Origin of the sequence: Microcoleus sp. B3-D2 (genome assembly GCF_036705345.1) — a bacterium.
Lineage (GTDB): Bacteria > Cyanobacteriota > Cyanobacteriia > Cyanobacteriales > Microcoleaceae > Microcoleus.
On record NZ_JAUBUG010000010.1, the window covers coordinates 15,125 to 29,153 of the forward strand.

Sequence of the window (14,029 nt, forward strand, 5' to 3'; positions counted from 1 at the left end):
CCAATTCCCCATGCCCAATGACAAATGCCCAATTAGCCAATTGAATTAATCGGATAAACGCACGCCTCCTTCTACAGTTCGCGCGTCCCCGGAAAAAGGTTGGGGAGTCCCATTCCAGTTGAAGTCGCTAATTCTAAAAGTCAGGCTGCCAACTTGACGCTCAGGATTAAAACGCAAAATGATTGCGTAGCTGCGACGACTGTATTCTAAAGTGTAATTCGTACTGATTGTTTCCCCGCTTTCTAAATTAATAGCACTTTGAAATCCGACTCGAAAGCCTCCGTAAACTTGCTGGACAAGCCCAAAAGACAGGACTCTCAAATCTACTAAGCGATCGAATAAAAACGGCGAGATACCGTCGCGCCCCACCTGGGTATAAGTCACGTTAAACCCAGTGTAATCGAGGAAAGGGCGGGAGAAATGACCGAACTGCCCTTGAATGCCGACGCTGCCAGCGAGGGAATTTTGTCGATCGCCGCTGCTGTAATAAGTGCCAACTCCCCGGAGTCCCAAGGCCAGTTGCAAGAAAGGAACCACCGGCGTCCGCGTATACCTCAAACCCTGGGTGGGAGTGCGGGGCAGCGGTTCGCCCTCCCACAGGTTGAAGCCGCGGCTCAAGGCGAAGCTAACTTGGGAACGCCCCAGATCGACGCGGTTGTTTTCCCGCACTGGTTCGAGCAAGTCTGGTCGATCGGTGTCAGCATTGATAAATTGATATCCAGCTTGGTAGCTGAGATTGATGCCAGTGCCTCCGAGTTGGATGACTGGGGAAGTGAGCACTGCCCCGAGGCTGCTCTGCACGGTTTGATAGCCCAGAGAACCGTTAAACAGCCGATCGCGATAACTGTATTCTGCTGCCAGAGAGTGAGTGCCGATCGACTGTCGCAGGCGCAAATTGCCCCGAAAGCTGTCTTCCGGCAAGTTCGGGAAATTTTCAAAACTCAGAAATATTGCCGATCCGTCGAGCCTGGTGCGCGGGCCCAGAGAGGCGCCCAACCTCGCTCTGAGCCCGTAGCTGTCGGGAAAAAACGGATTGCCACCGTGCTCTGCCACAATCCGCTGAAGGTAAATTTGCGGCGTCAGAGTCAGCCGCACCGGCCCGTTTTGCAACACCTCAAAACCGCACTCGGCATACAAACCGCCTCTTTCGCCCCCGTCGTAACCAAAAGTCAAACACGGGCCGCTCTGCTGCCGGCTGTCAAACACTTGCCTGCGGGGATACACGGGTATTTTCACCCGGTTGTCGAACACCAAGCGGGGTTTAGTTGTGACCAATTCCTCTGCCGTGGGCGAAATCCTTCTAATCGTCGCCGTCCGGGCCCTGTATTCAAATTCCGGCGGGGAAAACGGGTCGTTAGTAATCCGAATGTTGGTTGCTACCCTCGCGCCGTCTGGCAGCAGTTCGATGCGTTCTGCTTCAAAGCGGACGCGGTTGACCGCGCCGACCACTTGGGGGGCTGCTAGCTGTCCACCGCCACCGATAGTCACTGTAGCAGCTCCGGGGGATTTGACGCCGCGCACGGGCTGCTGGCTGGTAATTCGATCGCTCAGCGGCTGTTCGAGAATCGTGCCAGCACTAATATCTGTCGGCAGTGTGGGCGTCAATTCGCTACCTGCTGCGGGCAGGAATATTTCGCCGCTGGCTTGTTCGACTGCGCCGCTGTTGAGGCCGAGATTGAACTCCATCCGCTGGCCGCGCACTACTTGTTGGCCGCGGGTATAGGCGACATTGCCGGAGGCTACCACTTGGCGGGTGACTAAGTTGACGATCGCTCGATCGGCATCAATCACAGTTTGCCGGAACCGCACAACGACATTACCAACCGCCGTCACAATTTGCTGCTTGTCGTCGAATTCTTGGCTGTCGGCCTTAACTTCAATAGTATCGGCCGGAGTCACCGGAAAAGGCACCGTCCGCTGAGAAGGGGCGGTGCGGACTCCCGGCGGCGCGGCTGGTTTAGGCTTCGGTGTCGGCGCCGCGGGTGTTCTGGGTGCGGGGGCAGTTCCCGGTGTGGGAATGTCGAACTGCTGTTGCCCGCTTGGTGCTGGTTCTGGCGCGGCTTCTGGAACGGGAATCTCCGCAGGTACGGGAGAGTTATCTTCTAACTGCCGGCCTTGGGCCTGATACCAACTTTCCTGCTTTCCGACAACATTCCTCTCCTGTTGTTTCTGCGCCTCTGCGGTTCGTTTTCGATTGCGAATGGCAAGCGCATTTTCTACCGAACCCAATTGGTAAGCAGTAAACGAGGAATCTTTCGGAGTTTCCGCACTTTCGGGTTCTCCCACAGGAGGCCGACGCTGAAATCCCACCACTGCCTCGCCGCTTTCCACTGCTGCTAGGGGGTCGGCGATTTCTGGAGGCTGGTCGGTGGCTGGGGTAGTGCCGAGGAGTGTGGCTGCTGGTTCTGCTGGGGCTGGTGTGGGTTCTGGCTCAACAATATCTGGGCTTGGTTCCGGTATTTCTGTGGGGTTGCTGCGGGTGTCTCCATCGGCGGCCGCGACAGTGAGGGCGACTTTTTTTGGCTTTGCGATGTAGATGATGCCAGGAGGTTCTGGCGGCGGTACCGGATAGGGCATAGTTACAACAGGTAAGTCATCCGATTTTAGATTTTAGATTTTAGATTTTATAGGGTGCAAATTATTAAAAATTTTTGCATCTAAAAGGCAACTGTTTAGACATTAATCTGACATCTAAAATTTGCAGTGGCTTTGGCGCGCCAGAATATGGCTGCTTTCAGAACTTGCTTCCGCCACAAGATAACCTCGCTGCTGGTGCGAGGTCAAGTTTTGTTCAACTAATTTTTGCGGGTTTGTCGGCTGTTGCAGGGGCTGCGGTGACGCGCCCCCAGCAAGCGGCCGGGATAACTTGTTTATTCCATGTCTCTGCGGTTGGGGTTCCGGGCTGGGTCATTGGACAAAAATCCAAATATGAACAGGGAAACAAAAAATAAAACAACTACATTAACTACGATTTTGAGGGTTAGCACTGTGGGAGTCTCCAAAGATGGCATAATACTGAGCTGATTTGCTGCTGTTGCAGCAACTTTTTTATCATAAGCTAAAGATTAGTCAATTTTATCTTTGCTTTTGAGGATTTTTGGCAAGTTGATTTTTGCCCAATTCCACAGTTGCTCGGCGATGTTTTCTAGCCGCAGCATAACTCGATCGAGCCATTCGAGCACTTGTTCTAGCGGGTGCTTAATGTATCCCATCGATTCTGCTTTTGTTTCTAAGTAGTCTCCCTCGGATGGGACGCCTGCACTGGGATTTTTTGGTTCGGCTGCGGCGGGGGTTGCGGCGGTGTATCTGCTAGTTTGCGCGGTGATTGCTGCTGGCGATTGGTTGTTTTGTGCGGTGTTCGGGTTTGTGTTTTTTGGCACTTGGGTTTCCGGCGCGCGCCCTGGGGTTGATTCTGCTGCGAGTGCAGAGCTATTTTTTTGAGTAACTGCTAAATCAGATAAATCAGATGCTGTTTGGGGTTGGCTTTTTGAGCTTTTTGCCAGCAAGCTCTGTTTTAGCTGCCCCAGCAGGCTGTGAAGTGCTTCGGGGTAAGGGGATATTGAGACTGCGGTCGATCGACCTTCTGCCAATTCTCCTAATTCTGCTATTTTCTCCTTGACTTTGGCGCTGCTTTGTGCTGCTGCATGGGGTTCGGAACTTCCGTCGGTTAAATGCTGCGGTGCTGCTTCCCCGAATAAGTCTTGCCAGTTCAGCCACGGTCGATCGACCTCTGGGCTTTTTTGCGTGTTTTCTTGTTCTTGTCGCTGTTTCAAATAATACTGAATTGCGACTGACTTCTCCGTATTATCGCTGGCAGCCGTTTCTTTGCCCAAAAGGTGGTCTACTGACGACCAAATGACTTGTTCGATGTTTCGAGCGTATTTTTCCAGGATGTCGCGGGCGGAAAAATCTAAATTGGTTTCGGTGCCGGATGTGTCAATTTTTACTCCGGGGTTTTCTGTCGGTGCGGCGATTGTTTTTACCGATGGCGGTAGGGTAAATTCTTCCAGGTTGACGGCGGCGCGATCGAGTAATGTAACAAAGGAGAGAGGACTAGCGGGTCGATGATCGAACTTGCTGTTAAAATTAGTTTCTAGTTTTGGGGTATTGCGGTCGATCGAATTTGATGCAGCAATCGAGTGCTGTGCGGTTTTTGCTTCGATCTGGGCGCGGGCTTTTTGGACTAGGATTGAATTGCGGTCGATCGATTTTTTAACTGCGAGGATTGATTCTCCAAACTGATTTCTTTTGAGGGCAACCGGACTCGTCTGAAGCCATGCCATCAATTCCCAAAAACGACGCACCGGCGGCAACTGAGCTTTTTTGGCCGCCGACTCCAAACCGAGATTAAATTTTAATTCTTTTTGGGTAATTTCCCGCCGTTCGGGCCCGCAGTTTGCTACTTCCCAAGTTATGCGACCTTCGAGCAGTTCCTGCTGTTGGGGTGTCAAAATATCTAAAATCTGATTTTCTTTTCCGACCAATACTAAAGTGCGGGCTGGGATAAAACTGGCAATTCCCTCAACTTTCGGTTGCGGTTTTAATCCAGTTTTAGCAAGCGGGAGTTCTAAGACGGAAGTGGTTTGATGCTTTGTGATTTGTCCGCTAAAATTGATTGCCGGATGTAAATTGTTAGCAGTATTTCCCTGATTAATTAACAGCGGGAAGGTGGCTAAAGTTTTCGCGGTTTGCGACGAGTTTAGTAAATTTTCGGCGAGGTTCAAAATTTCGGCGATCGAACTTTCGTCGGAAGTTTCCCCCTGATACCAATTTTGTTGCCCATCGGGATTTTCGTCCCCCACAAATTCTTGCAGTTCCGGTAAATCTACTTTTTGACTTGATTCCCGCAACTGTCGGCCTAGTAGTCGGGAACTTTGCACCAGCAAATAAGCTGGATAAAGCAGGATTTGGGTGGCGGTGAGAGTTGCTTCTTTAATTTGACGCCAAGTTCGATCGCAATTGTCAGCGACTTGGCGGGACTGTTTCGATATAAAATTTAATAGTCGGCTTTGGTATGGGCCGTAGTAACCGTTCGACATAAGTTTAATTATTGAATTCAGATTTTTGATTCGCGCCGGAATTGCTGAATATTGCTGTAAAATCAAAGCCAGATCTTAATCGCAGCTTCAAACCCTCTGAAACCTTTATTTCTTCGCGTCCTTTGCGTCGGGGCGGTTCAATCCGATTTTTGATTAATACACAATTCCTATTTTAGCGAAATATGAGCGCTTCTGTGTCACCTGCTAGCAACAATATTTCTGCCACTGTCGAGAAGTTGCGCCGCCTCAGTCAAGTGGAGGTTCAGTCTGGTTGGAGGTACTGCGATTCTGACTCGGCTGTCTCTTCGGTAAATATTTGTAACAGCCCTGTTGCTGAACTTAACGGCAAAGGACATATTGCTTGGCCGTCTGGGAAGCAAGTTTTGTATTTGGGCCAGCAATTTGTAATTCCTGACAATTTGCACGGCTATCCTGTGGTTGGTTTGCGGTTGCTGCTGGGCTTGACTTGGTGGGCAGAAGATGCTCAAATTTTTGTGAACGGCGAGTTAGTCGGACAGGGAGATTTATTTGATTTTGCCGATCGAGTTTTGTTGAGTTCGTCGGCCAATCCCGGAGATGAATTTTTAGTTATTTTGCGGTTGGTAAGTCCGGGTCACGATAACGGTGCTTTAGTGCGATCGATTTGTTTGTACGAAGCTGCTGACTCTTCTTGTTTCGATCCGGGTTTTGTGGCTGCCGAATTAGAGATTTTGCAAAATTCGCTAACTCAAAATTTAGAAAATGTAAATTCCCAATACCTCTCCACTGAAACAATAGCAAATCGCCCCAGGTTTGTCAAGGGGGAAACGCTGAAATCTGAGATTGATTTGGCGATGGATTTAATTGATTGGTCGGCGGTGCGCGATCGCGAAAAGTTCGATCGCTCGCTGTCTGTTTTGCGGCACAATTTACTGGGATATCTGCGGGCTTTTTCGGGGGATTTAGATGAGGGAACCGCAGAGGACGCAGAGGGCGCAGAGGGAGGAAGAAGAGATGAGGTTTCGGAGGTAGGAGAAAATAGCAATTCTACATCTATATATATAGGAGAAAATGGTGAGCTGGCATCTATATATACAAGTAAAATCTATTTGGTCGGTCACGCTCATTTAGACTTAGCTTGGCTGTGGCCTGTCCCGGAAACTTGGGAAGCGGCACAGCGAACTTTTGAGTCGGTATTGAAATTGCAATCGGAGTTTCCCGATTTAATTTTCTGTCATTCAACTCCCGCACTTTATGCTTGGATGGAAGAACATCGGCCGGACTTATTTGCAGCGATTAAAAAACAGGTGGCGGCGGGTTGCTGGGAAGTTGTCGGCGGGATGTGGGTAGAACCGGATTTAAACTTGATTTCCGCTGAATCAATGGTGCGGCAAGTTTTTTACGGACAGCGTTATGCAAAAGAAAAATTTGGGGAATTGATGCGGGTAGCTTGGCTACCGGATACTTTCGGTTTTGGGTGGCAATTACCTCAGATTTTGCGGCAAGGCGGAGTTGACTATTTTGTGACGCAAAAGTTGCGGTGGAATGATACAACGGAATTTCCCCACGGTGCATTTTGGTGGGAAGGGTTGGACGGTACTAAAATATTTAGCATGATGTCTCCTCCAATTGGCGAAAGTATAGAATCTGTGAAAATGGCAAGTTATGCTTTTGACTGGCAAGTTAAGACTGGTTTGCAAGATGCTCTTTGGTTGCCTGGAGTTGGCGACCACGGCGGTGGCCCGACTCGTGATATGTTGGAGGTGGCGAAACGCTGGAAAATGTCGCCTTTTTTCCCGAAGTTGGAGTTTGCGAAAGCGGTTGATTATTTGTCTTTGATTGAGAGTCAGTTTTTGCCGGAAGTTGCGGCAACTAAGTCCGAAAGCTATGTTCCAGAATCGGACAACCAGGAGAATTTACAGGCGCTAGAATTTTCAAAGAGGTCGGCAATTTCGGATGCAAATCCTTCCATCTCACAACTCAAAACTATTCCCCCCACTCTCCCTGTTTGGAAAGACGAACTTTATTTAGAATTCCACCGAGGCTGCTACACGACTCGCGCCGACCAAAAACGCCAAAACCGCCGCTGCGAAGAATTGCTCTACCAAGCGGAGTTGCTGTCTTCCCTGGCAACGATTTGTACTGGTGCGGTTTATCCGAAATCCGAATTAGAATCTGCTTGGAAACAAATTTTGTTTAACCAGTTTCACGATATTTTGCCCGGTTCTGCGATCGCCCAAGTTTATGCGGATGCTAATCTAGGATGGGTCGGGGTCGATCGCACTTGTCGCGAAATCCTGATAAAATCTTTGGATGCAATCTCGGCTCAAATTTCTCTCCCTTCGCCTCCGCAGCCCGACGCTCAACCGATTTTGATTTTCAATACCCTCAATTGGTCGCGCTCTGAGGTTGTCGCCGTACCGCTTCCGGATTCCGCTGACTCAGCTTGGCAAATTTACGATTTTTCCCGACGGCGATTGGCTTCGCAGATTGTCAGAGGCGATCGAGCGCAATCGCAATCAACACTATTATTCTGGGCAAATAATCTCCCCGCCGTTGGCTACCAGGTGTTTTGGCTGTGTCGCGAAGACGCTCAAACTGTGGATAATGCGTCCGCGAGTCCAGAAACAGAAAAAAAGACAGAGTTATCAAAACTTACATACGGTATAGCACAAAAAAACACAGTTAGTCAAGAAACGCCTTTTGTAGCTGCAGAAATGGTATTAGAAAATGAATTTATTCGGGCAACAGTAGACGACAAAACTGGGGATTTATCCAGCATTTGGGATAAAGTAAATAACCGAGAAGTCCTGAATGCAGCAGGGGGCAATCAACTGCAAGCATTTCAAGACAGCGGCCAATATTGGGATGCTTGGAACATCGATCCAAATTATGAAAAACATCAACTACCAGCGCCGACACTGAAAGATATTTCCTGGATAGCACAGGGAGAAATACGGCAGAGTTTGCGCGTAGTCCGACAAATTGGCAAATCGGAGTTTTGCCAAGATTATATAGTAGAAATAGGTTCGCCGCTGCTGAAAATCAAGACAGTGGCAGATTGGCAAGAAAAGCACGTTTTAGTAAAAGCAGCCTTTGGATTAAATGTAGAAGCAGATTTTGCAACTTGCGAAATTCCCGCAGGTGCGATTCAGCGCACAACCAAGCCGCAAACGCCCGCCGAAAAAGCCAAATGGGAAGTGCCGATTTTGCGGTGGACTGATATCAGCAATGATGGTTTTGGAGTGAGTTTGCTCAACGATTGCAAATACGGTTGCGACCTTCAACCAAATCAAATTCGGCTGACTTTGCTTCGGGGTTCGACTTGGCCGGATGAACAAGCAGATGTAGGAGTTTCCGAATTTACTTGTGCAGTCTATCCCCACAGCGGAAATTGGCAGGATGCAGGTACTGTTCGACAGGGTTACGAGTTGAATTTACCACTGCTAGTAAAGGTGTTACCCAAGTTAGAGGAAAATGGCCACAAGACTCTGCCCGCAGTTGGCAAGTTTTTAGATTTGTCCGCCGAAAATTTAGTGCTGATGGCATTCAAACAATCGGAAGATGATTCTAATGTGTGGATTTTGCGGTGTTACGAATGTCACGGTGAAGAGGCGAAGTTGGAATTAAAGAGCGATTTGGGTTTGGCGATTAGTCAACCTGTCGATTTATTAGAACAACCCATAAATTTGCCTCAGAAGTCAGAGGGCGGCAGCAGTTTCAGAATATCACCCTGGAAAATAGCGAGTTTTGCAGTAAATTTATCAATACCAATTGAGATATAGTACCTCATCGCAAATTTATCCAACCTTTTGAGACTTTGCGAACTTAGTGCGAACAAAATTTGCCAACCTGCGCCAATTAGCTCTCACAACTTTCTTCTGATCTATAATATGCAAAATTACGAACGCTAAAAATGTGTACGCCAGCCAAAAATGCAAACTCCTTCCCAGATCAACCATTGCGGAATTCTGCGGAAACATATCCGGCAAAACAATTCCGAAAAATTTCACATTGTTACTTTTGTAAGAGTTAGAAAGCAAGAAACCAGCAACGGGAACTAGCCACATAAAAACGTACAAAGTTGCGTGCAGAGCAAAATTTTTGTACCATTCCTTTGTAAACTTTGGCAGGCGTTTCGTATATTTTTTCCACCATACCCGCAGCAGAGTTAAAATCCGCCAAGTCAGTAAAGCCATTGTCAGCACTCCTACGGATTTGTGAAAATCGTAAAGGAAGCCTCGAATAAACAATTCTCCTGGCAATCGAGCCATAGAAGTACCGGTAATAAACACCACTAAATAGCAAGCTGACATCGCCCAGTGTAGAGACATCAGTTGTTTGAACGCAGAATTAAGTCTGGGTTTCGCAGCGGGTTGGGTGCTCACTCTTCCTTACCTCCTTAGCGTTTGCTGGACAAGATTAAGTATAAACTCTAGGACTAAAGCCCGTGAGCGATTGGGCATTATAAGATTTACTTAACTTAATTATTGCAAATATTTATTAAGCTGTCAAATTAACTGTATTCACGATCGTCATTCCCAACACAAAACGCTGGTATTGGGGTCGAGCGCCTCCCAAGCAGTTTTCAGGTCGAGTATCCCCAAAGCCACCGCAAAAGCTGACCCGATAATTGCAACCGCCACCCGGTTCATCCGCCGCCCCGGCAAATATCCCAAACCGAATCCGAAGTAGGTCAGTTCCAATACTAGGTATTTGAGTGTTATCATATATACTTAAAACCAGTGATTATCGGTTTTTTTTATTGTCTAGGATGCTAAAAGTACAGACTGGGTAATTGCAGCTAAACCTGCTGGCATTGCAACTAGCGGGAAATAGCGTCTGCAGACCGTGTACCAACTAGAAACAAACACAGTGGTTGGATGGGGAAGCGAAAACCAGGAGGCTGGACAAGTGGTATTTTTGTTACAACTTGTAACTTTTTTCAAACAACAGGTTTAATTTAGTTTCACAAAAAAGTTAAATTCCAGAAAGTAAAATTAATTACAGTCGAGTTAAGCTAAAAGTGTTTGCTAAAAAAAGTCATTCAAGCAACCCCGAAACCAACTATTCTCACTTGCTCGACACCGACGGCGAGTTCGCGACAGCCAAACTTTCGTGCAGCCACCAAGTCGAACAAGATTGGTATGGAACTCTCTATGAGAATTTTCCGGGCATTTACTTCGTTCTCGACGCTTTGGGAAGAGTTTTTTCGCTAAATCAATTCGGCGCGTCTCGCCTTGCCTACAAACCGCAGGAATTAATTTGTCATTCAATTTTTAACATATTTTACTGCCAAGAGCAAGGCAAAATGCAGGCAGAATTTGCCGGATTGGCCCAGCCGGAAAACGGTACGCCAACTCCAAAAATTGCCTGTTGGGAGGGCTGCTTGACTTGCAAAGACGGCAGGATTATTAGGGTAAAAGCAACCGCGCGCGCAATGCCGGCGGTAGATTGGAAAATAGAGGAAAATACCAATGGTCGCTCAATTGCCAATTTCCAACGGCCGGCTGTACTGTTAGTTTGCGAAGAAATTAAGGCTGCTTCGCAGTCACCCACGTTGCTCAACGCGAGAGCAAATTGGCGCAGTCCAACTTTAGCGATCGCAAAATTAGCCAAAAGTCAACTTAAAGAACGCAACAATATAGAAGACTTCATCCGCGAAGTAACAGAAACGGCTGTCAGTATTGTCAACTGCGATCGAGCTAGTATTTGGCTGTATGGCGAAGACACAACGCAGCTTCACTGCATCGACCTTTACGAACAAAATACTAAACTCCATTCCGTACAAATAATCATCACAGCATCCGACTGTCCGGCATATTTTCAAGCTTTAAAATCTGAAAGTGCGATCGCTACTGTGGCGGCAGAAAATGACCCCAGAACCCGAGAACTTGTCGGTCTTTATTTGCTCGATCGGGGCACGACTTCCTTGTTAAACGTACCGATTGTGCTAGCAGGTCAAATGGCGGGAATAGTCAGCGCCGAACGCCAGGGTTCCGACGGGGATTGGACGGAAGAAGAACACGAATTTACCCAAATATTAGCAGACTTTGTATCCTCAAGTTTGTCAGCTAGCGAAAAGTTAAAATTAGAAGCACTGCGGCACGAACAGCAGCAAAACTTGCTGACAAAATACTACGATCAACTAGAGGAAAGAGTAGAAAGACGCACGGCTGAACTCAAAAAAGCTAACCAAAAACTGCAACAAGAAATAATTAAAAGAAAACAAGCAGAAGCAGAACTACGCCTGCAGCAACAAGAACAGCAAATTATTTTTGATTCCGTACCTGCGATGATTTGGCTCAAAGATACCGAAAGTCGCCTGCTGCGAATTAATCAAGCCGCCGCTGCATCGAGAGGTGTGCCCGCAGCTCAATTAGAAGGTAAATCTTTTTATGAAATCTATCCAGACGAAGCAGAACAATATTATTTAGAAGATTTGGAAGTGATCCATTCTGGCCTTCCCAAACAAGGCCAAGTCGAATTGCTACCAACAGCCTCCGGTCAAAAATGCTGGGTGCGGACAGATAAAATACCTTACCGGGATGAAACAGGTAAAGTCGCTGGTGTAATCGTCTTTGCAGTAGATATTACTGATTTAATTAAAGTCGAAAAAGAACTGCGACAATATCGCGATCGCCTCGCAGAAAAAGTCGAGAAACGTACTGCTATGTACAGGCAAGCCATGACCGCTTTGTACTCGGCAAATACGCAACTGCAACAGCTAATTAACAACAGCTCTTCCGGGGAAAATGGCAGCAGCCACTCAGCAGCGCGGTTGCTCGAATGCGAAGCTTATTTTGAAGCAGTTGCCGTGGCTGACCGCGACACAATTTTGAGCGTCAGCAATAATTTTGCCGAACTTTTCGGTTACGAACCTGCGGAAATGGCGGGAATGAGCTTGCTGGAACTACTGTCGCCGAAATCATACAAACAGGCGCCACAAATGATTTCTGCAGCCAGCAATACAGTCTGTGAAACTATTTTTCTCAGGCGAGATGGAACTGCTTTTCCTGCTGACGTTCGCAGCAAATTCGTATTGTGGGAAGGTCGTTTAGTACAGGTGAAAGCAGTCCGAGACCTCACGGAACGCAAATTGACCGCAGCAGAATTAGAGCGATCGCGGTCTTTGCTGCACGCTACCTTAGAAGCAACGGCCGACGGCATTCTCGCGGTTACTACCGCCGGAGAAATGATTAGTTATAACGAAAAGTTAGTTCAAATGTGGGGGATTTATGAAGAAGTTAGAAACTCAATGGATAGAACGGTGCGGCTGGCGTTCCTCACTAAGCAAGTCAAAGATCCGAAAGCTTTTTTGCAGAGAGTTAAAGAATTTTATAGCGATGCGGAGTCGGAAGGTTGCGATATTCTAGAATTTAAAGACGGCCGCACTTTTGAGCGCTACACGCAGCCAATTCGAGTCGGACAAAATATTATTGGCAGGGTGTGGCGGTTCCGCGATATTACCTCTCGCGAAAAGGTGACGGCAATGTTGGGAGATTCTCAAAGGCGCTTTCGGGCAATTTTTGATTCTTCTTTCCAATTTGTGAGCTTGTTGAAACCGGACGGCACTCTGCTGGAAGCTAACCAAACTTCTCTGGATTTCGCGGGAATTAAGCTGCGGGATGTGGCAAATAAACCGTTTTGGCTGTTGCCTTGGTGGGGAGATTCTGAGGAAGTTCAGGAACAGTTGCAAGAGGCAATTTCTCGATCGGCAAAAGGTGAATTTGTCCGCTATGAAGTGGAAGTTCAAGGTGTAAATCGGACGGCAATTATTGATTTTTCTCTCAAACCGGTCGCGGATGAAACTGGCAAAATAGTATTGCTGCTGCCCGAAGGTCGGGACATTACTAAAAGTAAGCAAGCCCAAGTCGCGCTGCGGCAACAAATAGAACGGGAACGCTTGATCGCACAGATTCAATCGCGCATTCGCTCTTCTCTGGATCTACAAGATATTCTCAACACTACAGTAGCGGAAGTGCGGGAGTTTTTGGCAACCGATCGCGTGCTGGTTTTCCGCTTCCGACCCGACTGGAACGGAAATGTGGTGGTAGAGTCGGTTGGAGAAGGATGGATGCCACTGAAGGGGATGGCAATTGATGATTGCTGTTTTGCCACTACTTACATCGGACAGTATTTAAAGGGCCGCATTCGCGCCATAGAGGATATTCACACTTCTAATTTGAGCGAGTGTCACGTTAATTTTTTGGAGACTTGTCAGGTGAAGGCAAATTTGGTGGTGCCGATTGTCCAGCAGGGAATAGAACCTAGGGAAGGTAACGGTTCTTGTCAAGTGCCGAAGTTGTGGGGTTTGCTGATTGCCCACCACTGTTCGGCACCCCGCCAGTGGCAGCAGTTTGACGTGGATTTGCTGAGTCAGTTGGGTACTCAAGTTGCGATCGCGATCGAACAATCTTTACTTTACCAGCAGCTAGCTGCTGCCAACCAGCGACTGGACGGGTTGGCGAATTTGGACAGTCTGACTCAACTAGCTAACCGCCGCCGTTTTGACGAGGTGATCAACCGAGAATGGGAGCAGTCGAGCTCTTTGGAACCGCTATCTTTGATTATGTGCGACATTGACTGTTTTAAACTTTACAACGACAATTACGGCCACCAAGCCGGGGATGCTTGTTTGCAGCAAGTGGCGCGGGCGATCGGGGACGCTTGCACAAGCGCACCCCCAGAACGCCTCTATTTGGCTGCTAGGTACGGCGGCGAGGAATTTGCGGTAATTTTGCCAAATACGGATATCGTGGCTGCACAGGCTGTTGCTGAGGGAATCCGCAGCCGCGTCAAAGCCTTAGCAATTCCCCACATTAAGTCTGTTGTCAGCGATTGGGTGACTCTCAGCATGGGGGTGGCGACGATTTCTGAAGGTCAAAACTCGCCGAAAATGCTGATTGAAGCTGCTGATAAGGCGCTTTATGGAGCTAAGTCTGGCGGGCGCGATCGAGTGGCGATTAGTGATTAGTCAGTAGTCAGGTTATTTTAGATTTTAGATTTTA

7 protein-coding genes are annotated in these 14,029 nt (G+C 47.9%); 2 read left to right on the plus strand and 5 right to left on the minus strand.

Features of this window, described 5'->3' with window-relative positions; genetic code table 11:
• Positions 1-45 precede the first annotated feature (45 nt).
• The 3 genes from QUB14_RS05870 to QUB14_RS05880 all read right to left on the minus strand — a co-directional run bounded on the left by QUB14_RS05870 (position 46) and on the right by QUB14_RS05880 (position 5,039).
• Positions 46-2,577 (minus strand): DUF3769 domain-containing protein, encoded by a 2,532-nt coding sequence (locus tag QUB14_RS05870; protein ID WP_333215825.1) that lies wholly within the window; start codon positions 2,575-2,577, stop codon positions 46-48.
• 293 nt (positions 2,578-2,870) lie between these two features.
• The gene (locus QUB14_RS05875; protein WP_039887172.1) at positions 2,871-2,987 is read right to left on the minus strand and encodes a photosystem II reaction center protein I; all 117 of its coding nucleotides are present in this window, start codon (positions 2,985-2,987) and stop codon (positions 2,871-2,873) included.
• A 78-nt stretch (positions 2,988-3,065) separates the two neighbouring features.
• Positions 3,066-5,039, minus strand: coding sequence for a hypothetical protein (locus tag QUB14_RS05880; RefSeq protein WP_333215827.1), 1,974 nt, complete (start codon positions 5,037-5,039; stop codon positions 3,066-3,068).
• 182 nt (positions 5,040-5,221) lie between these two features.
• Here QUB14_RS05880 and QUB14_RS05885 point away from each other — a divergent pair, with 182 nt between their 5' ends.
• Positions 5,222-8,803 (plus strand): alpha-mannosidase, encoded by a 3,582-nt coding sequence (locus tag QUB14_RS05885; protein WP_333215829.1) that lies wholly within the window; start codon positions 5,222-5,224, stop codon positions 8,801-8,803.
• 15 nt (positions 8,804-8,818) lie between these two features.
• On the opposite strand, the gene QUB14_RS05890 is transcribed toward QUB14_RS05885, so the two are convergent.
• Complete coding sequence (locus QUB14_RS05890; protein WP_333215831.1) at positions 8,819-9,406, minus strand: cytochrome b; 588 nt, start codon at positions 9,404-9,406, stop codon at positions 8,819-8,821.
• Between the two features lie 147 nt (positions 9,407-9,553).
• Entirely contained in the window at positions 9,554-9,748 is a 195-nt protein-coding gene (locus QUB14_RS05895) for a hypothetical protein (protein WP_333215832.1), read from the minus strand.
• Between the two features lie 296 nt (positions 9,749-10,044).
• Here QUB14_RS05895 and QUB14_RS05900 point away from each other — a divergent pair, with 296 nt between their 5' ends.
• A complete protein-coding gene (locus QUB14_RS05900; protein WP_333215834.1) occupies positions 10,045-13,995 on the plus strand; it encodes a PAS domain S-box protein in 3,951 nt (1,316 codons plus the stop codon).
• The last annotated feature ends 34 nt before the right edge of the window (positions 13,996-14,029 follow it).

Excerpts from the sequence above, each read along its gene's own strand:
- QUB14_RS05870 (WP_333215825.1), bottom strand. The coding sequence starts at position 2,577 with ATGCCCTATCCGGTACCGCCGCCAGAACCTCCTGGCATCATCTACATC.
- QUB14_RS05880 (WP_333215827.1), bottom strand. The coding sequence starts at position 5,039 with ATGTCGAACGGTTACTACGGCCCATACCAAAGCCGACTATTAAATTTT.
- QUB14_RS05885 (WP_333215829.1), top strand. The coding sequence starts at position 5,222 with ATGAGCGCTTCTGTGTCACCTGCTAGCAACAATATTTCTGCCACTGTC.
- QUB14_RS05895 (WP_333215832.1), bottom strand. The coding sequence starts at position 9,748 with ATGATAACACTCAAATACCTAGTATTGGAACTGACCTACTTCGGATTC.